The sequence below is a fragment of the Rhizobium pantanalense genome (assembly GCF_030182525.1).
Taxonomy (GTDB): domain Bacteria; phylum Pseudomonadota; class Alphaproteobacteria; order Rhizobiales; family Rhizobiaceae; genus Rhizobium.
Genome location: NZ_JAQJCH010000003.1, coordinates 441,979 through 460,528 on the forward strand (window position 1 = coordinate 441,979; position 18,550 = coordinate 460,528).

The 18,550-nt window shown below is 60.0% G+C and carries 20 protein-coding genes; 7 read left to right on the forward strand and 13 right to left on the reverse strand.

Features of this window, described 5'->3' with window-relative positions; translation table 11 throughout:
- Positions 1-86: 86 nt before the first annotated feature.
- Complete coding sequence (locus PH558_RS11560) at positions 87-446, forward strand: nuclear transport factor 2 family protein (RefSeq protein WP_095433682.1); 360 nt, start codon at positions 87-89, stop codon at positions 444-446.
- Between the two features lie 490 nt (positions 447-936).
- Here PH558_RS11560 and pheT read toward each other — a convergent pair whose 3' ends face one another.
- The 6 genes from pheT to infC all read right to left on the reverse strand — a co-directional run bounded on the left by pheT (position 937) and on the right by infC (position 6,975).
- Complete coding sequence (pheT, locus tag PH558_RS11565) at positions 937-3,360, reverse strand: phenylalanine--tRNA ligase subunit beta (RefSeq protein ID WP_285204350.1); 2,424 nt, start codon at positions 3,358-3,360, stop codon at positions 937-939.
- Between the two features lie 16 nt (positions 3,361-3,376).
- Complete coding sequence (gene pheS / locus PH558_RS11570) at positions 3,377-4,459, reverse strand: phenylalanine--tRNA ligase subunit alpha (protein ID WP_095433679.1); 1,083 nt, start codon at positions 4,457-4,459, stop codon at positions 3,377-3,379.
- Between the two features lie 36 nt (positions 4,460-4,495).
- Positions 4,496-5,332, reverse strand: coding sequence for a BUD32 family EKC/KEOPS complex subunit (locus PH558_RS11575; RefSeq protein WP_285204353.1), 837 nt, complete (start codon positions 5,330-5,332; stop codon positions 4,496-4,498).
- Positions 5,333-5,470: 138 nt separating this feature from the next.
- The gene (gene rplT, locus PH558_RS11580) at positions 5,471-5,875 is read right to left on the reverse strand and encodes a 50S ribosomal protein L20 (protein ID WP_285204355.1); all 405 of its coding nucleotides are present in this window, start codon (positions 5,873-5,875) and stop codon (positions 5,471-5,473) included.
- 37 nt (positions 5,876-5,912) lie between these two features.
- Positions 5,913-6,116, reverse strand: a complete 204-nt coding sequence (gene rpmI, locus PH558_RS11585) for a 50S ribosomal protein L35 (RefSeq protein WP_069611026.1) — start codon at positions 6,114-6,116, stop codon at positions 5,913-5,915.
- A gap of 322 nt (positions 6,117-6,438) precedes the next feature.
- Positions 6,439-6,975, reverse strand: coding sequence for a translation initiation factor IF-3 (gene infC, locus PH558_RS11590; RefSeq protein WP_173002511.1), 537 nt, complete (start codon positions 6,973-6,975; stop codon positions 6,439-6,441).
- Between the two features lie 278 nt (positions 6,976-7,253).
- Here infC and PH558_RS11595 point away from each other — a divergent pair, with 278 nt between their 5' ends.
- Both PH558_RS11595 and PH558_RS11600 read left to right on the forward strand, forming a co-directional pair.
- On the forward strand, positions 7,254-8,066 hold the full coding sequence (locus PH558_RS11595) for an alpha/beta hydrolase (protein WP_113410094.1): 813 nt from the start codon (positions 7,254-7,256) through the stop codon (positions 8,064-8,066).
- Between the two features lie 234 nt (positions 8,067-8,300).
- Complete coding sequence (locus PH558_RS11600; protein WP_095436141.1) at positions 8,301-8,900, forward strand: transglutaminase-like cysteine peptidase; 600 nt, start codon at positions 8,301-8,303, stop codon at positions 8,898-8,900.
- A gap of 121 nt (positions 8,901-9,021) precedes the next feature.
- Here the strand turns inward: PH558_RS11600 and PH558_RS34235 are convergent, their stop codons facing one another.
- The gene (locus PH558_RS34235) at positions 9,022-9,204 is read right to left on the reverse strand and encodes a hypothetical protein (RefSeq protein WP_095433676.1); all 183 of its coding nucleotides are present in this window, start codon (positions 9,202-9,204) and stop codon (positions 9,022-9,024) included.
- A gap of 241 nt (positions 9,205-9,445) precedes the next feature.
- Positions 9,446-10,429, reverse strand: coding sequence for an iron exporter MbfA (gene mbfA, locus PH558_RS11605; protein ID WP_285204358.1), 984 nt, complete (start codon positions 10,427-10,429; stop codon positions 9,446-9,448).
- Between the two features lie 262 nt (positions 10,430-10,691).
- Between mbfA and PH558_RS11610 the strand changes: the two genes are divergently transcribed.
- A complete protein-coding gene (locus tag PH558_RS11610) occupies positions 10,692-11,159 on the forward strand; it encodes a group III truncated hemoglobin (protein ID WP_285204360.1) in 468 nt (155 codons plus the stop codon).
- A 65-nt stretch (positions 11,160-11,224) separates the two neighbouring features.
- Here the strand turns inward: PH558_RS11610 and PH558_RS11615 are convergent, their stop codons facing one another.
- On the reverse strand, positions 11,225-11,782 hold the full coding sequence (locus tag PH558_RS11615) for a DUF308 domain-containing protein (RefSeq protein WP_095433673.1): 558 nt from the start codon (positions 11,780-11,782) through the stop codon (positions 11,225-11,227).
- Positions 11,783-11,921: 139 nt separating this feature from the next.
- Here PH558_RS11615 and PH558_RS11620 point away from each other — a divergent pair, with 139 nt between their 5' ends.
- A complete protein-coding gene (locus tag PH558_RS11620) occupies positions 11,922-12,506 on the forward strand; it encodes a TetR/AcrR family transcriptional regulator (RefSeq protein ID WP_285204363.1) in 585 nt (194 codons plus the stop codon).
- 52 nt (positions 12,507-12,558) lie between these two features.
- Here the strand turns inward: PH558_RS11620 and PH558_RS11625 are convergent, their stop codons facing one another.
- Positions 12,559-13,473 (reverse strand): EamA family transporter, encoded by a 915-nt coding sequence (locus tag PH558_RS11625; RefSeq protein WP_285204364.1) that lies wholly within the window; start codon positions 13,471-13,473, stop codon positions 12,559-12,561.
- A 97-nt stretch (positions 13,474-13,570) separates the two neighbouring features.
- The gene (locus PH558_RS11630; protein ID WP_113410092.1) at positions 13,571-14,596 is read right to left on the reverse strand and encodes a histone deacetylase family protein; all 1,026 of its coding nucleotides are present in this window, start codon (positions 14,594-14,596) and stop codon (positions 13,571-13,573) included.
- Positions 14,597-14,744: 148 nt separating this feature from the next.
- Between PH558_RS11630 and PH558_RS11635 the strand changes: the two genes are divergently transcribed.
- Positions 14,745-15,350 (forward strand): HAD-IA family hydrolase, encoded by a 606-nt coding sequence (locus PH558_RS11635; protein ID WP_285204366.1) that lies wholly within the window; start codon positions 14,745-14,747, stop codon positions 15,348-15,350.
- A gap of 10 nt (positions 15,351-15,360) precedes the next feature.
- Here PH558_RS11635 and PH558_RS11640 read toward each other — a convergent pair whose 3' ends face one another.
- Positions 15,361-15,882, reverse strand: a complete 522-nt coding sequence (locus PH558_RS11640) for a GNAT family N-acetyltransferase (RefSeq protein WP_285204367.1) — start codon at positions 15,880-15,882, stop codon at positions 15,361-15,363.
- Positions 15,883-15,899: 17 nt separating this feature from the next.
- Complete coding sequence (locus PH558_RS11645) at positions 15,900-16,472, reverse strand: helix-turn-helix domain-containing protein (RefSeq protein WP_113410090.1); 573 nt, start codon at positions 16,470-16,472, stop codon at positions 15,900-15,902.
- 171 nt (positions 16,473-16,643) lie between these two features.
- Between PH558_RS11645 and lepA the strand changes: the two genes are divergently transcribed.
- A complete protein-coding gene (lepA, locus tag PH558_RS11650) occupies positions 16,644-18,476 on the forward strand; it encodes a translation elongation factor 4 (protein WP_285204369.1) in 1,833 nt (610 codons plus the stop codon).
- Positions 18,477-18,550: the final 74 nt, after the last annotated feature.

An 18,550-nucleotide genomic window follows, 5' to 3' on the forward strand; every position in this document is an offset into this window, starting at 1 on the left:
AAATCATTGCGATCGCGCCGTATGCATTTTTGTCAGCCGCCGGCGTCTATGATATCTTAGGCATAACTCAAACGAGGAATGACGAGATGTCGGAAGAGCAGGCAATCCGTGCGGTCGTTCATCTCTATGTCGATGGAATGGCATTCGCGAACGAGCCGGCACTGCGCAAGGCCTTCCATCCGCGGGCAGCGATCATCGGCAATTACCAAGGCGCGGTGGAATGGATGACGCGGGACGAATTCATCGCCGCGATCGTCGAGGAAGGCAGTGCGCCGCCCGGAACCATACCGCTGATGGAGATCGAATTGATCGACATCGAAGGCGATGCGGCCAGCGTCAAGGTCGTCGACGAATTCGCCGGGATGCGGTTTTCGGACTATCTATCGCTGGTGAAGATCGATGGGCGCTGGAGTATCGTCAATAAGGTCTATCATCTGCATCGGTAGGTGAGGCGATCCGAGGCGTGCGCCTTTTATGCCGAGGGTTTGATACCCCGCTCTGTCACTTCGTAACATCTCCCCCACAAGGGCAGGGCTATCGCATATGGAGACGGGCGAGCACCATAAGCTCCTTCTCCCCTTGGGGAGAAGGTGGCCCGAAGGGTCGGATGAGGGGGTTATCTATTTGAATTCATGGATTTTGGTGGTCTTGGCGAGCACCCCCTCATCCGCCTGGCGGCACCTTCTCCCCGCTGGGGAGAAGGGGGACAGCGGCGATCTCCGCTCATATGCGATACCCCTCCCCACAAGGGGGAGATCGGTTAACTCGCGGAATCCCTCCTGCCTCAATCAAATATCGAAGCTGCAGACGCTGAAGCTTTTTAGGTTTGAATGAGCGTGCGGCATACTCCCAACAATCTCCCCCCTTGTTGGGGAGATGTCACGAAAGCGACAGAGGGGGTAACTCACTCTCCGCGAACTCTGCAGCCGCAGCCGATTACGCTCTCAGCACCCCACCCGTCGACTTCGTCACATTCGCCACGATCTTCTGCGTCAGCGCCTCGAAATCCTCATCCGTCAGCGTACGCTCTGCCGGCTGGATCTGCACTTCGATGGCGATCGACTTCTTGCCTTCGCCAAGCGATGCGCCCTCGAAAATGTCGAAGACGTTGACGCCGGTAACCAGCTTGCGGTCGGCGCCGGCAGCCGCGCGGATAATCGCTCCGGCTTCCACCGACTTGTCGACCACGAAAGCGAAGTCGCGCTTGACGGTCTGGAACGGAGAAAGCTCCAGCGCCGGCTTGGTACGGGTCGCCTTCTTTTTCGGTTCGGGCATGGCATCGACATAGACTTCGAAGCCGGCGAGAGCGCCTGAGACGTCGAGCGCTTCCAGCGTCTTCGGATGGAATTCGCCGAAATAGCCGAGCACGGCCTTCGGACCCATCTTGATGGTGCCGGAGCGGCCGGGGTGGTACCAGGCCGGGCCACCCTGCTCGATCTGGATATTGCCCATCGGCAGGCCGCAGGCCTCGATGACGGCCAGAGCATCGGCTTTGGCGTCGAAGACATCGACCGGCTTGCCGCCGCCCTTGGTGGCGTTCGACCACATCCGGCCGGCGCCGGCAAGCGTTGCCGTGCCACGGCGGATGCCGCCGGCAACGCGACGCTGGCCCTCGGGCGTATCATTTTCATAGGTGCCGGAAACTTCGAAGATCGCGACGTCGCCATAGCCCTTGTCGGCATTGCGCTGCGCGGCCGACAGCAGGCCCGGCAGCAGCGAGGGACGCATGTCGGACATATCGGCGGCGATCGGGTTCGCAAGCTTCAGCGCGTTGGAGCCGCCGCCGAAGAGCTTCGCCTGATCTTCCGAGATGAAGGACCAGGTGACGGCTTCCAGCATGCCGCGCGCAGCAAGCGCTCGCTTGGCAGTGCGCGTGCGGATCTGCAGCGTCGTCAGGATCCTGCCGTTGACGGCGGTGTGGCTTGCCAACGGCTGCGGCTTTATATTGTCGACGCCGTGGATGCGCATGATCTCTTCGACAAGATCGGCCTTGCCATCGACATCCGGACGCCAGGAGGGAACGGCAACGGAAATACGCTCGCCGGAACCGGAGACCGAGAAACCGAGCTTCGTCAAGATGGACTTGCTCTCATCGGCCGAGACTTCGAGGCCGGTCAGGCGCTTGACTTCCGACAGCGGAAAATCGACGACCTTGGCCTCATAGTCCTTGTAGCCTTCGACGCGGGCCTTGGCGGCCGTCCCGCCGCAGCAAGCAAGCACCAGCTCAGTCGTGCGCTCGAGGCCGGGTACCATATATTCCGGATCGACACCGCGCTCGAAACGATAGCGCGCATCGGTGATGATGCCGAGGCTGCGGCCGGTCTTGGCGATGTTCATCGGGTCCCAGAGCGCCGATTCGATCAGCACGTCCGTAGTATTCTCGTCACAGCCGGAATGCTCGCCGCCCATGATGCCGCCGATCGATTCGACGCCGTTGTCATCGGCGATGACGACATTGCTTGGGTTGAGCTTGTATTCGCGCTCGTCGAGCGCCAGCACGGTTTCGCCGTCCCTGGCGCGGCGCACAACCAGATTGCCCTTGACCTTGGCGGCGTCGAAGACGTGCATCGGGCGGCCCTGATCGAAGGTCATGTAGTTGGTGATATCGACCAGCGCGCTGATTGGACGGAGGCCGATCGCGAGCAGTCGCTGCTGCATCCACTTCGGGCTCGGGCCGTTTTTGACACCGCGCACGAGGCGCAACGAAAAGCCGGGGCACAGGCGCGCATCATCCAACACGATCTTGAGCTCGGTCGGCGTTTCGCCTTGGACAAGGAAGGTTGGCGTGAGGCGAGGCTTCAGGGTGCCAAGGCCGGAGGCGGCGAGATCGCGGGCGATGCCATAGACGCCAGTGCAATCCGGGCGGTTCGGCGTCAGATTGATCTCGATGACCGGATCGTCGAGGCCGGCATAGGCGGCGAAACTCGTGCCAACAGGCGCATCTTCCGGAAGGTCGATGATGCCGTCATGGCTGTCGGAGATTTCGAGCTCCTTTTCCGAGCACATCATGCCGCGGCTCTCGACGCCGCGGATGTTGCCGATCGCAAGCGTCACGTCGATGCCGGGAACATAGGTGCCGGGGGCGGCGAAGGCGCCGATGAGGCCAGCGCGCGCATTGGGAGCGCCGCAGACGACCTGAACGGGCGCACCGCTGCCGGTATCGACCATCAGCACCTTCAGGCGATCGGCCTGCGGGTGCTTTTCGGCCGAGAGAACCTTGGCGATGACGAAGGGCTTGAACGCCGTCTTGTCGTCCACCTCTTCCACTTCCAGCCCGATCATCGTCAGGCGGGCGCAGATCTCATCGAGCGAGGCGTCGGTTTCCAGGTGCTCTTTCAGCCAGGAGAGTGTGAATTTCATGTGCTTTATCCCTTCCTTACGCGCTCAGACCGCCGAACAGGGTCGGCATGTCGAGCGGGCGGAAGCCATAGTGGTTCATCCAGCGGACATCGGCGTTGAAGAAGTCGCGCAGGTCGGGCATGCCGTATTTCAGCATGGCAATGCGATCGAGGCCCATGCCCCAGGCAAAGCCCTGATACTCGTCCGGATCGAGGCCGCCATAGCGCAGCACGTTCGGATGCACCATGCCGCAGCCGAGGATTTCCATCCAATCGGTGCCTTCGCCGAACTTGACGATCGGGCCGGAGCGGTCGCACTGGATATCGACCTCGAAGGACGGCTCCGTGAAGGGGAAGAATGACGGGCGGAAACGCATCGTCACATTGTCGACCTCGAAGAAAGTCTTGCAGAACTCTTCGAGCACCCAGCGGATATTGGCGACATTCGCTGTCTTGTCGATGACGAGGCCTTCGACCTGATGGAACATCGGCGAATGCGTGGCGTCGCTATCCTGGCGGTAGGTCTTGCCGGGGATGATGATGCGAATCGGCGGCTTCTGCGCTTCCATGGTGCGCACCTGCACCGGCGAGGTGTGCGTGCGCAGCACCTTGCGCTCACCTTTTTCATCCGGCTGGAAGAAGAAGGTGTCGTGCATTTCGCGGGCCGGGTGTCCTTCCGGGAAGTTCAGCGCCGTGAAGTTATAGTAGTCGGTCTCGACATCGGGACCTTCGGCGATCGAGAAGCCCATGTCGCCGAAGATGGCGGTGATCTCGTCGACGATCTGGCTGATCGGATGGATGCGGCCGCGCTCGGCCGGCGAGGAGCGGACCGGCAGGCTGACATCGACGGTCTCGGCCTTGAGCTTCGCCTCTATCGCGGCATCGCGGAGCTCGCTTTTACGGGCATTGATGGCATCGGTGACGGAATTCTTCAGCGCGTTGATCGCAGCACCGCGTGTCTGCCGCTCTTCCGGCGACATCGAGCCCAGCGTCTTCAGCAGTTCAGAAACCGAGCCCTTCTTGCCGAGCGCAGCAACCCTGACCGCCTCGATCGCCTGCTCGTCGTTCGCCGCGGCCACCTCGGCCATGAGTTGGGTTTCAAGTGTTACGAGTTCCGTCATCTGGTCCTGCCTTGCGGACCAGGGGCCATCGGGCTCTCAGTCCACGGAATAAGTGGTGAACGCATGCATCAGAAAGCTTGTCGCAACGATGAAGCGCTGGAGATCACTACCCATGTGCACGCGGCCAATCAACCGGGCAAGGAACAAAAAACCGCCTAGAAAGCGAATCATGCGCTGAAGCTCGGCGCGCGCAGCCGCTGGTGCCTGCTCCGACCAGGCTTCATAGGCTCTGTTCTGCGTTGAAAGCCCGAGGCGGGCGCCGGTTGCGATCTGCAGGAAGAGCAGCCAGATATCACGGGCCTGCGCCGCGGCAAGCGGCATGACTGTCTGCGGGTCCTCCTCGAAATCCATGAAGCCAAGCCGATCGCCGGCGAAGAACATGTCGCGCGGATAGGGCCTGCCATGGCAAAGCCCCTTGGCATGCAGCCGACCGAGCTCGGCAGCGCAGGCGACCATGAGTTCGTCGTGAGCGGCGGGATCGCTCTCCTTCAGCTGCGCAAGGCGACGCTGAACCGTGATTCCGGCGTCCGCAAGAACAAGCGCGCCATTCGAGGCGTAGAGAACCTCCGGAACGGCTACACCCCGCTGCCTGAACAAGGCTATGCGCTGCATTTCCCGCTCGGCCATCTGCCGCGGAGACAGATAGGCACAGGGGCGCAGAAAGGCGACCGGGACAATGCGTGAAAAGACTCTCTGCAGATGACGCCAGGCAGAGGGTTTCTTCGTGCCGTATCGCTTGATCCAGACCTGACACACAGAAAGGGCAACTCGCTCGACACGGCTGGAGCCGTTCACCAGCACTGTCAGCAAGGTCTCTATGTCCTTACCGTTCAGATTGGGTATGAAGTTCAGTTCCGCAGTCTTGCCATTCAACAATTTCACCCATTCCCGATACCGGGAATCCTCAAGGTGACTATCGCAAATTGATTGTATTGCAAGAAATACAAAACCCGCGCTGGTTACACAAGCGCGGGTTTCATAAATATGACAAAAACTGTCTAGTAGACGCTCTTAGCCAACAGCGGCTTCGAACTCGTTCTTCGTGCCAGCGTCCTTGAGGTACTCAAGTGCCTTCTTAGAGGCAGCGACGAGGGCGCCGAAAGCTTCCGGCTCATGGATTGCCATGTCGGAGAGAACCTTGCGGTCGACTTCGATGCCAGCCTTGTTCAGACCGTCGATGAAACGGCCGTAGGTCAGGCCAAATTCGCGGACGGCAGCGTTGATGCGCTGGATCCAGAGGGCGCGAAAGTTGCGCTTGTTGACCTTGCGGTCGCGGTAAGCGTACTGCTTTGCGCGGTCGACAGCGGCCTTGGCGGTACGGATGGTGTTCTTGCGACGGCCGTAGAAGCCCTTGGCTGCCTTCAGAACCTTCTTGTGCTTGGCGTGGGCGGTAACGCCTCTTTTTACGCGTGCCATTTCATGATCTCCTTAGTCTATAGCGTTACGAATAGTCTTAGAGACCGTTCGGCAAGTAGTTCTTGACAACCTTACGGCCATCCGGTTCTGCGAGAACCATGGTGCCGCGGGCATCGCGAATGAACTTGTTGCTACGCTTGATCATGCCGTGGCGCTTGCCAGCAGCGGCTGCCTTGACCTTGCCGGATGCGGTGATCTTGAACCGCTTCTTGGCAGAGGACTTCGTCTTCATCTTGGGCATTTTGCTACTCCTTCGATGCTTCCTGGCGCGCTTTGCTTAAAAGCCCTTCCCACAGATCCGGGCTGGCCGGGCTGCAACAAGGTGCCGGAGCGTTTGTTGTTGAACGGCAGATACGGTGACGAACCGCTCCACCAGCATTCTGAACTGCCACGGCATGCCCTGCCGGTCAGTTCGGACGCGCGCTTATAACCGCACTTGCCCTGAAGTGCAACGGTGCGAATACAGGAATCTTTGCAGATCGATGACAGGCATCGACCCCTGCCGCAGAAAAGGAAAAAGCCGTCCAAGGGACGGCTCCGGCCTCTCTACTCCGACTTGCGCCTCACTTGGGCGCAAGCACCATCATCATCTGGCGGCCTTCGAGCTTGGGCTCGGCCTCCACCTTGGCAATCTCGATCGTATCTTCCTTGACCTGCTGAAGCAGCTTCATGCCAAGTTCCTGGTGGGCCATTTCGCGGCCGCGGAACTTCAAGGTCACCTTCACCTTGTCGCCTTCTTCAAAGAAACGACCGATCGCCTTCATCTTCACCTCATAGTCATGGGTGTCGATGTTGGGACGCATCTTGATTTCTTTGACTTCGACGATCTTCTGCTTCTTGCGCGCCTCGGCGGCCTTCTTCTGGTTGGCATATTTCAGCTTACCCAGATCGAGGATCTTGCACACAGGCGGTTCAGCATTGGGGGAAATCTCTACCAGATCGAGACCGGCCTCCTCTGCCATTCTCAATGCCTGGTCGGTCGGGACGATGCCCATATTCTGGCCGTCAGCCGTAATGAGCTGAACTTTGGGAATGCGAATTTCCCTGTTGGAACGCGGCCCGTCCTTTACGGGCGCGTCGGCTTTAAAAGGTCTGCGAATGGTCGTATTCTCCACGAATTGTTTCGGATAGCTGCAGCCTCTCGCTCCCCGTCGGCGCAACTGACGGAAATGTCGTAAAAGCTGTGTTGAAGTCAATAGCATGACAGCAGGAAAAAAGCACCTCCCGCGTGTCAATAGAGTGTCCTGGAAGCGCGAGATGCGCGAAGGACACAGTATCCTTCTCCTTTTATATAGAAACCACAGCGAAAAGATCGAGGATTTTTCAGGTCACGCGGACGCGAATCTGTTCTATAGGGCAGAAAATCCGGGAGTTTTCCATGTCCGAGACCGCCACACCCATCCAACCGACCTTCCTTCCCGTTGGCACGGGCGAGAGCGAGCGCCAGATCGCCATCATCGAGCGCACAGCCGGCAAGGGTGCCAGGAATGTCAGCTTCGTCTGGCTGTCCGGCTATCGATCCGACATGAGCGGCACCAAGGCGGTGGAGCTGGATTCGCTGGCGGCGCGACTTGGTATCGGCTGCATCCGCTTCGACTATTCCGGCCACGGGCAGTCCGGCGGCAAGTTCACAAACGGCACGATTTCACGCTGGCTGGAAGAGGCACTTGCCGTCATCGATCATACCAAGCCGAAGAAGATCGTTCTCGTCGGCTCGTCGATGGGCGGCTGGATCGCGCTCAGGGTCATCCAGGAACTGCGCAAACGCAAGAAGACAGCCGCCATCGCCGGCCTCGTGCTCATCGCACCCGCGCCCGATTTCACCATCGATCTCATCGAGCCCAACCTTTCCGATGTCGAGCGGCGCTCGCTGGCGGAACGCGGCTATTTCGAGGAGCCTTCGGAATATAGCCCCGAGCCGAACATATTCACCCGCGCTCTCATCGAGGACGGCCGCGCCAATCGCGTGCTGACCGGCATCATCGAAACCGGCTGCCCGGTACATATATTGCAGGGGATGCAGGATGCAGACGTGCCTTTCTCGCATTCGTTAAAGCTGGTCGAGCACCTGCCGGCGGACGATGTCGTGTTAACGCTTGTGCGCGACGGCGATCATCGCCTGTCGCGGCCGCAGGACATCGAGCGCATGCTCGCTGTGGCCGAGACATTGGCACTGCATAATACGCCATAAAAACAAATAGATATTTGTGAAATGCTCAACACGCGCCTCCTTTTCCGGTCGCCGCGAGCGCGCGCTTGCGTAATCGCAGGCAGCAGGAAATTATGGCAACTATCTCCTTGATTGTGCCGAAATTAACCATATGAGCCGGTTCCGGTGTTAACACTTAAGTAACGATTGACTTCGCGCACCCCCCTACATTAACAATTTGTTAACAAATGCAGGGACGATACAAGGACAGTGGGCGTGCGTATTAAGGGCTTGTTGATTGCCTTCGCTGCTATAGTTGCGATGTCGTCGGCGGCGATGCCGGCACCTCAGCAGGGTGTTTCGATGACCGTCGGCAACGTGACCTCCCAGCCGATCGGACACTACGACTTCTGCCAGAGACATACCGACGAATGTGGTCCGACCCGCAATATCGGTCCCGTCGACATGAACGCCGCCTCCTGGGCTCTCGTCAACCAGATCAACCTGCGCGTCAACAAGACGATCCGCCCGGCGACCGACATGGAAGTCTACGGCCAGGAGGAATATTGGGAATATCCGAAGACCGCCGGCGACTGCGAGGATTTTGCTCTGCTGAAGCGCAAGCTCCTGATCCAGAGCGGCATCTCCGCCTCCAACCTGTTGATGACGGTCGTTCGCAAGCCTGACGGCGAAGGACATGCTGTGCTGACGCTGCGCACCAAGCAGGGCGATTTTATCCTCGACAACCTCGAGGACGAGATCAAGGTCTGGACCAAGACTCCCTATTCCTATCTGAAGCGTCAGGCGAGCTTCAATGCCGGCCGCTGGGTCACCATCGAGAACGGCAACGACGTCCTGGTCGGCGCCGTCAAGTAAGCGCGAGCCAATTTCTTGTTACGCAAGAAGGCCGGCCCATCGGACCGGCCTTTCGCTTTTCATCACGTACGAAAACATCCCTTACTTTCCGGTAAGGGCGAATTGGTCATCACCACGAACGTCAATGGTTCTTATGGCTCTGCTGGCCTGCCTTGACGTGTTGCTCATGGGAACCACCTCGGGAGCCGCCAGAGTGCTGCTCGCGGGAGCCAGAGGAGGCATTCCGGGTGTTGCTCTCCATGTTCTTGTGGCTTTGCTGGCCAGCCTTGACATGTTGTTCGTGGGTTCCACCTTGGTTTGCCATTGGATATCTCCTTTGGTTTGCTGTCGAGGCCAAGAGCGGCCTCGTGTTGCTAACCGATAGCAATAGAAGGCGTTCCGACTTTTAACATTTCGTGATCCGAGCGTGTCTTCGCTCCGTCGAGGACAAAACATCGACCATGCCTCATTGCCCGCCTTCGCTTGGGCATCCTGAGCCTGCCGAAGGGGCGTTCGACGCTCGAAACGATTCACCGGATCGTTTCGTCGGCTATGCCGGACGCGTTTCACCCATTTCCAATCAGAATGCCGGCACCCAGCACCAGCGAGCCGCCGAGGACGACCTGGAAGGCTGCCCGTAAGAACGGCGTCTCCATATATTTGTTCTGGATGAAGGCGATGACCCAAAGTTCGAAGAAGACGACGATTGCGGCGGTGATCGTCGCGGTCCAGAAATGCGGGATGAGGTAGGGCAACGCATGGCCAAGGCCGCCGAGCGCGGTCATGATGCCGCAGGCAAGGCCGCGCTTGATCGGCGAACCGCGACCGGAGATCTTGCCGTCGTCATGGGCTGCCTCGGTGAAACCCATGGAAATGCCGGCACCGACAGACGCCGAAAGGCCAACGAGAAAGGTCTGCCATGTCTGCTGCGTCGCAAAGGCGGCGGCAAAGATCGGCGCGAGCGTGGAAACGGAGCCATCCATCAGGCCGGCGAGACCCGGCTGCACATAGGTCAGCACAAACTGGCGGCGTGCCTGTGCATCCTCCTCGTGCCTGACCTCTTCCGGCGTATGCTTCTCGCCAAGCATGCGGGCGACGTCTTCATGGCCCTGCTCGGCAAGCGCGAGATCGCCGAGAAGCTGGCGCGTCGAGGCGTCGGAGACCTGCTTGGCCGCCTCGACATAGAAATTATAGGCCTGCTGCTCCATTGCCTCGGCTTCGTCGCGCATGGCATCGAGGGAGAGGTTCTTACGCAGCCAATCCGGCTTGCGCTCGTAAAAGCCGCGCACATGCTCGCGCCTGATCAGCGGAATTCGCTCGCCGAAGCGGCGGCGATGCATGTCGATCAATGTCTTGCGATGCGTATCCTCGACCTCGGCCATATCCTCGAACACCTTGGCGGACTCGGGATAATGCGGGCGGAGCGTATCGGCATAGGCGAGATAAATGCGTGAATCGTCTTCCTCTGCCGCAATGGCAATCGCCAGAATCTCCTGTTCGGAAAGAGAGGTGAAGGGACGTTTCGACGGGCGGAATAGGCCTAGCAGCATCGGGGCAACCTCATAACTTTAGAATTATTCTAATTCTAAAGTCGACAATTGCACTGGTCAAGCACGGAGACGTCATTGCGGAGGGAAAATCGCGCCGAAAAATTTGTGGCCCGCCGAACGAGGCCGCGGAAAATAGCAGCGCCACTTTGACAGATTGCCGCAACATCTCCATGACGTCTTGGTCGCGCTGAGAAATTGCATACATAGAGACCTAAAAGACGTCGGAACAGCGGTTTCCACGCGCCGGCACCCGGAGAATATTATGGAAAACGAGATACGGGCCCGCGCTGCCCATCTTGCCGGCATCCGCGAAAGGGCCGAAGCAGAGATGACGCGGATGGGCATTGATCCTGCCTTCATCGACAGGCTGGTCGACACGTTCTATGGGCGCGTTCAGGCGCATCCCCGGCTCGGACCGGTCTTCGACGGGCGCCTTGCCGGGCGCTGGCCCGACCACATGGAAAAGATGAAGCGCTTCTGGTCCTCCGTTGCCTTCAAGAACGGCGCCTATGGCGGCAAGCCGGTGCAGGCGCATCTCGGCGTCGAGGGCATGGCTGCGAACCTCTTTCCGGAATGGCTGGCGCTTTTCTCCGAAACGCTTGCCGATATCGCGCCTTCCAAGGAGGCAAGAGACTGGTTCATGGCGACGGCCGAGCGCATCGCCAAGAGCCTGACGCTCTCACTCTTCTATAATCCAGCGCTGGACGATCCCGCGAAGACGACGGCTTAAGGCAGGCCGCGCGAAAATACGGCGGCAAGTCACTTCAAACTCGCCGCCGCAAGATCAGGCAGCGCCTATGCATGTGCTTTGCGATGGGCCGCGACCGCAAGCCAGATTGCGGAAAGCAGGAAATAGAAGGCCCCGAACGCCACGTAGGGGATGATATCTAGAATCGTCGGCTCGACCGTGCCGAGGGATCGGCTGAGCATGAAACCGCCGGCAAGCGCCGACTGCGCACCGCTCAGGACCATTACCCATTGAGCGCCATAGATACGCCAGCGCCTTACGCCGGTGTAGAGTTGCAGCAAGCCCGAGAGTATTGCCCAAGCCCCAAACACGGCCAGGACGGCATAGGTGCTATTGTAGGCGGCCACAACAACGGCGAGCGCCGTGACGATGCTGACGACAACATTCAATGCTTGCGACGGATTGACCTTCAGGCCGCCGTTAACCCGCGCATCGACCAGATTGGCGAGGGCATCCCATACAGGATAGATAACCAGCAGAAACGCGACGGATGGCGGTTTTGCGCTGAGAACGATCGCGGCTGAAATCCAGGCGATCGAGAACAGGGCACGTGTAAAATAATAGGACTGCAGCCAGTTTGACTGGGATGAAATGCGGCTTTGCATCGGTAGGCTCCTTGTATTTGCCTACCTACTAGTAGGAAGATAAACTCACTGAGTCAACACGGGTTCGAACACCGTTTCGTGAGAGCCAGAAGTGGTGCGGCAATCTTGACAACAAGCCTACCAGAAGGTAGGCAGTGATATGAAATCAATAACTTCCACTTCAGAAAAAATTCTGGACATCGCGCAGGCTCTCATCGTGGCCGGAGGCTACAACGGCTTCAGCTATGCCGACATCTCCGCGGCGATCGGCATCCGAAAGGCAAGCATCCACCATCACTTTCCGACAAAGGCCGAACTGGTTTCGGTGCTGGTGGACCGTTACAGGCAGCAGACGGAAGCGGGTCTGAAGTCTTTGCGCGAAGGCATATCGAGCCCCGCGGAACAGCTGCAGGCCTATGTGAGCTACTGGCACTCATGCATTCGGGACGCCTCGCTGCCTTTCTGCGTCTGCGCAATGCTCGCTAGCGAGATGCAGATGCTGCCGGAGGATGTCGCATCCCAGGTGCGTGGCCACTTTCATAGCCTCGCCGGGTGGCTTACGTCGGTGCTGCAGGCTGGAACCGAGAATGGCCTCTTCCAGCTGGACAAGCGACCTGAGGAAGAGGCGCAAATCCTGATGGCCTCGGCTCATGGGGCAATGCTCTCGGCGAGAGCTTTCGGCGATCGAGGACTGTTCATCGCAATCGTTGCACCCCAGATCGCCAGGCTTCAAGCCCCGGATTGACGGAGAGTTGCCGGGCCAAACTCGAGGCAACGACGGCTTACGCCCACCAGTCTCAGCCTTTAGCAGCGAAGATCGTCGCCCCGATACTGGCTGCAACGACAAGCGCTGTGCCGAACATCTGAGACGGCGTCATCGGCTGCGACAGGATGACGAAGCCGGCAAAGGCGCCGATGGCGGGCTCGAGGCTCATGAGGATGCCAAAGGACGAGGTGGGCATGCGCTTGAGCGCCACCATTTCCAGCACATAGGGCATCAGCGGAACGAGCAGCGCCAGCCCGGCTATTTCGAGAAGGCCGAAGGCCGTCAGATTAGGGACGGCCGAGGCAAAGCCGAAGGGTGTGGAGACGACCGCCGCGACCAGCAGCGACATGGAAAGACCTTCAAGACCCTGAAAGGCATTGCCGACCTTCTTCGTCAAAAGGATATAGCAGGCCCAGCCCGCGCCGGCTCCGATGGCAAAGAGGATGCCGGGGAGATTGCCGACCCATTCCTCGCCATCATAGGCCAAGAGCAGAACGCCGATGGCGGCGAAAATCGGCCAAAGAAGCTGACGGCCCAGCCCGAAGCCGAGGGTCGCGACCAGCAGCGGCCCGAGAAACTCGATGGCGACGGCAAGGCCCAAGGGAATACGCGCGATCGCCGAAAAGAAAGAAGTCGTCATCAGCGCCGAGACTGTACCGAGCGCCAACACGCCGAACCATTGCGAGCGGCTGTAGCTCATGATCTTCGGGCGAACTATGATCGCCAACGCGATAGAGGCGAAGACAAGCCGCAGCCACGTGGCACCCGCCGGTCCATAGGCGTTGATGACCGGAGCCGACAAGGCCGAGCCGAACTGGATTGACGACATCGACATCACGCACATCAGCACGCCGGCGGCGATGCTGCCGGTCGATGGCGGAACATCCGAATGCGGCATCAGCGCCGCGCCGCCATCCGATCCGCTGTCGACAAGCTTCTGTTCCATAAACACCCCCAACTAGGCGGCGTATGTAGAGGCGTGGTCATGCACTGGCAAATTCAAACTTTTCATCCTGCGATCAGGCGCTTTGATGCAAGGCGCCTCAGGATTCGAGACCCTTCAGCACATTAGCGACGTTCAGGCCGATCTCGGGCACGCCATAGCCACCCTCCATACAGACGAGGACGGGCAGGCCTGCGGCAGCGACCCGCTCGCCCATGCGGATGAAGTCCTGCGATGTCAGCCTGAAGAAGGAGATCGGATCGCGCTCGAACGTATCGACACCAAGCGAGAGCACGACCGCCTCCGCGCCGAAAGCCTCGATGCGGGCAAGCGCATCGTCGAGTGCCGCCGACCAGTCCTCCCAAGGCGTACCGCGCGGCATGGGGTAATTGCGGTTGGCGCCCAAGCCATCGCCCTCGCCCTCCTCATCGGCATGGCCGAGGAAATAGGGAAAGGCATAGATGGGATCGCCATGCAGCGAGGCGGTGAAGACATCGCCCCGCCGGTAGAAAATGTCCTGCGTGCCGTTGCCGTGATGGAAATCGACATCGAGCACCGCCACCTTGGCCGCACCGTGGTCACGCAGGCGCTGAGCGGCAACGCCGGCATTGTTGATGAAGCAATAGCCGCCGAAGAGATCGATGCCGGCATGATGTCCGGGCGGGCGGCAGAGCGCGAAAGCGAAGCCGTTGCCGGCATGAAGCCAATCGGCGCCGGTCAGGGCACAACGCATCGATGCGATCGCCGCCTCATAGGAGCCTTTGGTGATCGAGGTATCGGCGGCATTGGCATAATGGCCGATCATGCCGACGATATTGTCAGGCACGCGCTGGCTGGTGCGCCTGACGGGAAAGGAATTGGCAATCGCCTCCCCCTTGTAGCCGGCGGCGACCCAGCGCTCCCAGACCACGCCGAGGAAATCGAGATAGGCCGGGTCGTGCACCTTGCGCGCCGTTTCCAATCCGTGGGCATGAGGTGCAACCACATCGGTAAAGCCGGCTTCCTTCACGGCGGCGAGGATCCATTCGGCGCGGAAGGGTGCCTCGAAGGGCGTGACGAGCTGGCCATCATGCAGCTCGGTCTTGGCATCCCTGAGCTTGTGATCTTCCGAGTAGATGACCCGCATGTTCGTCTCCCCATCGCCCGCTTTGCTCTGCTGATGACACGAAGGCTTACATGCATCGCGTCCGAGAAAAAAGGGTGACATGCAATCTTGAATGCTGCTGCAAACAACTGCACCTTCCGCCCACGTTCGAGGAATTGGAGGCGGCGGCATGAAACTCCTGATGGTCGATGTCGATGGCGTGTTGGTGCACGGCCGCCCAGGCGACGGATTGCCGCTGTTCACCTATCTGGAGCGCGATCTGGGCTTGCGGCTCGAGGTACTGCAAGAGGCATTCTTCAAAACCTGCTGGATCGATATCGTCACCGGCCGCGATGCGCTGGAGCCGAAGCTTGCGGAGGTTCTTGGCAAGATCGCTCCCCATCTCGGCGCCCGAACGCTGATCGACTACTGGTTCGAGAATGACTCCCGCCTGGACCACGGCCTGCTCGATGATCTCGCCGCGCTGCGGGCCGGGGGAACGAAGATGTTCCTGGCGACCAATCAGGAGCATATGCGCGCCGCCTATCTGATGAACGAACTCGGGCTCTCCTCCCGCTTCGACGGCATCTTCTATTCCGCCGCCCTCGGCTATCAGAAGCCAGCAGCCGAATTCTTCCGGCTGGCGACCGAACGCGTGGGGATATCCGCAAGCGAAATCGGCTTCATTGATGATGTAGAGGCCAATATCGAGGCCGCACGGCACTTCGGCTGGAAGGCCATGCAATGGACAGCGGGATCGACATTGCAGGATGCCGTTGACGCCTTCTCAGCCTGAGCGATCTGCCTCAAGCCGCAATACGCTTATAGAAAATGGTCGTGTCGCAAAGGCCGCCCTCGGGCCACATCGCATAATCCGGCACTACACCGACGCGCTGCCAGCCGAGACGCGGATAGATCGCCTCGGCATCGCTGCCGGTTGCCGTATCGAGCACAAGCAGGGTCTTGCCGATACGGGCTGCCTCGCGCTCAGCCGCCTCCATCAGGAAGCGGGCAAGTCCCTTGCCTCGCGCGGAGCTATGCACCAGCAACTTCTTGAGATCGCCGCGATGCGGCTGGTTCGGCATTTGCGCCGCGCCCACCTGCACGGTGCCGACAACCCTGCCCTCGGTCAGGGCGACGAAAAGCAGCGTTGCGCCGCTTTCGACGCTATCGGCAACACCTTGCCAGTAGGGCAAGGCATCCCTCGTTCCATAAGGCTGCATGAAGCCGACGGAAGCGCCGCCGTTGACGCAATCGGCGAGCACATCGCAAAGATCCGGCAGGACAGTGCGAGCCTCAACAGCGGAGAGAAGACGAATATCAGGCATGAAAAGATCCTTGGGTGTTATGAACGGCCGCGATCGAGGATGACGCTGTAGCGCGCCGGCACCTCGCCGGGATTATGGAAGGCGTGGCCATCACCGACGCCCATGAAGAGACAATCGCCTGGCATGAGGCGATGGGCGACATCGCGATGCGTCACCTCCATCTCGCCCTCGAACAGCCAGACATGCTGGGTCATGCCGGCGCTTGCCGTATTCGGCGGGAAGATGACGCGCGCACCGGCGGGGAAGATGACTTCGACGACATCGACCTTCGATTCGGTTCCCGGGGGGGAGACGGCGCGTCTGACATAGCCGGTTCCGGGGTCGCGCCAGATCGCCTGCTGTTCGCGGCGGGCAAGCGGCGACACCTCATTCTCTTCCTCGGCAAAGAAGGCCGAGAGCGAAAGGCCGAGCGCTGCGCAGAGCCGCGACAGCAGCGATGCCGTCGGGCTCGCCTCCGCCCGCTCGATGCGCGAGATCATGGCGCGGCTGACAGCCGAAGCATTGGCAAGCTCATCCAGCGTCAGGCCGCGGGCGATGCGCAGCTCCTTGATGCGCGTGCCGATAGCCAGTTCCAGATCATCATCCGCCATTACTCATGTCTCACGCTTCCTGATTCTACTATATGAGAAATACAGGATCACATGATGGAATCAAGAGCATTGTAACACTCGGCAGCGTCGGGCCTGAAAAGGCTAACATAACGTGAAGATACCAGCCAAAGCCCCGCTTTTCCGCTTTGCGGCGCCGGGCGGCGCTGCTATATGGCGCGCATGAGCACCAATTCCACCACTCCGCTTTCGCATATCCGCAACTTCTCGATCGTGGCCCATATCGACCACGGCAAATCGACGTTGGCCGACCGCCTGATCCAGACGACGGGCGGCCTTGCCGAACGCGAGATGTCGGAGCAGGTGCTTGACAATATGGAGATCGAGCGCGAGCGCGGCATCACCATCAAGGCCCAAACTGTGCGCCTGCACTACAAGGCCAAGAACGGCGGAACCTATATCCTTAATCTGATCGACACGCCCGGGCACGTCGACTTCGCCTATGAAGTCTCGCGCTCGCTGTCGGCCTGCGAGGGATCGCTGCTTGTCGTCGACGCCTCTCAGGGTGTTGAAGCTCAGACGCTCGCCAACGTCTATCAGGCGATCGACAACAATCACGAGCTCGTCACCGTCCTCAACAAGATCGACCTGCCGGCCGCCGAACCCGACCGCATCAAAGAACAGATCGAGGAGGTGATCGGCATCGACGCCTCCGACGCCGTGCTGATTTCGGCGAAGACCGGCCTCGGCATCCCCGATGTTCTCGAAGCCATCGTGCACAAGCTGCCGGCGCCGAAGAGCGCGGGCGGCGAAAAGGCGCCGCTGAAGGCGCTGCTGGTCGATAGCTGGTACGACACCTATCTCGGCGTCATGGTTCTCGTGCGCATCATCGACGGCACGCTGACCAAGGGCCAGACCATCCGCATGATGGGCACAGACGCGAAGTACCAGATCGAACGCGTCGGCGTTCTCACGCCGAAGATGGTCGCCGTCGACAGCCTCGGCCCCGGCGAAATCGGCTTCATCACGGCTTCGATCAAGGAAGTGGCAGACACACGCGTCGGCGATACCATCACCGAAGACAAGCGCCCGACCGCCGAGGCTCTCCCGGGCTTCAAGCCGGCGCAGCCCGTCGTGTTCTGCGGCCTCTTCCCGGTCGATGCCGCCGATTTCGAAGATCTGCGCTCGGCCATGGGCAAGCTGCGCCTCAACGACGCCAGCTTCTCCTTCGAAATGGAATCATCTGCCGCTCTCGGCTTCGGCTTCCGCTGCGGCTTCCTCGGCCTGCTGCACCTGGAAATCATCCAGGAGCGTCTGGAGCGCGAATTCAATCTCGACCTGATCGCGACGGCGCCTTCCGTCGTCTATCAGCTCACCATGACCGACGGCACCGAGATCGAGCTGCACAACCCGGCCGACATGCCCGACGTCGTCAAGATTTCCGAATTCCGTGAGCCGTGGATCAAGGCGACGATCCTGACGCCGGACGATTATCTCGGCTCGATCCTGAAGCTCTGCCAGGACCGCCGCGGCATCCAGACCGAGCTGACCTATGTCGGCAACCGCGCCATGATCACCTACGACCTGCCGCTCAACGAAGTCGTCTTCGACTTCTACGATCGCCTGAAGTCGATCTCCAAGGGCTATGCCTCCTTCGACTACAGCCTGACCGATTATCGCGAGAGCGATCTCGTCAAGATGTCGATCCTCGTCAATGCCGAGCCGGTGGATGCGCTCTCCATGCTCGTGCACCGCTCCGCCGCCGAAAAGCGCGGCCGCGTCATGTGCGAGAAGCTGAAAGATCTGATCCCGCAGCACATGTTCCAGATCCCGATCCAGGCCGCGATCGGCGGACGCATCATCGCGCGCGAGACGGTGAAGGCGCTGCGCAAGGACGTGACCGCCAAGTGCTACGGCGGCGACGCCACCCGCAAGCGCAAGCTGCTCGACAAGCAGAAGGAAGGCAAGAAGCGCATGCGGCAGTTCGGCAAGGTCGAGATCCCGCAGGAAGCGTTCATTGCCGCGCTGAAGATGGGGGATGAGTGAGCGACTCGAAGAGCAGTACCTCACGTCCCATTGAAGATAAGGCCGCTCGCATCAGCAAGATTGAGCGCGAGCGT

Coding starts and splice junctions, on each gene's coding strand:
- pheS (WP_095433679.1), bottom strand. CDS start 4,459: ATGACGGAACTCGTAACACTTGAAACCCAACTCATGGCCGAGGTGGCC.
- PH558_RS34235 (WP_095433676.1), bottom strand. CDS start 9,204: ATGGCAAACCAAGGTGGAACCCACGAACAACATGTCAAGGCTGGCCAG.
- PH558_RS11625 (WP_285204364.1), bottom strand. CDS start 13,473: ATGGAACAGAAGCTTGTCGACAGCGGATCGGATGGCGGCGCGGCGCTG.
- PH558_RS11620 (WP_285204363.1), top strand. CDS start 11,922: ATGAAATCAATAACTTCCACTTCAGAAAAAATTCTGGACATCGCGCAG.
- rpmI (WP_069611026.1), bottom strand. CDS start 6,116: ATGCCCAAGATGAAGACGAAGTCCTCTGCCAAGAAGCGGTTCAAGATC.
- PH558_RS11645 (WP_113410090.1), bottom strand. CDS start 16,472: ATGGCGGATGATGATCTGGAACTGGCTATCGGCACGCGCATCAAGGAG.
- PH558_RS11560 (WP_095433682.1), top strand. CDS start 87: ATGTCGGAAGAGCAGGCAATCCGTGCGGTCGTTCATCTCTATGTCGAT.
- PH558_RS11640 (WP_285204367.1), bottom strand. CDS start 15,882: ATGCCTGATATTCGTCTTCTCTCCGCTGTTGAGGCTCGCACTGTCCTG.
- PH558_RS11595 (WP_113410094.1), top strand. CDS start 7,254: ATGTCCGAGACCGCCACACCCATCCAACCGACCTTCCTTCCCGTTGGC.
- PH558_RS11635 (WP_285204366.1), top strand. CDS start 14,745: ATGAAACTCCTGATGGTCGATGTCGATGGCGTGTTGGTGCACGGCCGC.
- PH558_RS11610 (WP_285204360.1), top strand. CDS start 10,692: ATGGAAAACGAGATACGGGCCCGCGCTGCCCATCTTGCCGGCATCCGC.
- PH558_RS11615 (WP_095433673.1), bottom strand. CDS start 11,782: ATGCAAAGCCGCATTTCATCCCAGTCAAACTGGCTGCAGTCCTATTAT.
- rplT (WP_285204355.1), bottom strand. CDS start 5,875: ATGGCACGCGTAAAAAGAGGCGTTACCGCCCACGCCAAGCACAAGAAG.
- lepA (WP_285204369.1), top strand. CDS start 16,644: ATGGCGCGCATGAGCACCAATTCCACCACTCCGCTTTCGCATATCCGC.
- mbfA (WP_285204358.1), bottom strand. CDS start 10,429: ATGCTGCTAGGCCTATTCCGCCCGTCGAAACGTCCCTTCACCTCTCTT.
- PH558_RS11630 (WP_113410092.1), bottom strand. CDS start 14,596: ATGCGGGTCATCTACTCGGAAGATCACAAGCTCAGGGATGCCAAGACC.
- pheT (WP_285204350.1), bottom strand. CDS start 3,360: ATGAAATTCACACTCTCCTGGCTGAAAGAGCACCTGGAAACCGACGCC.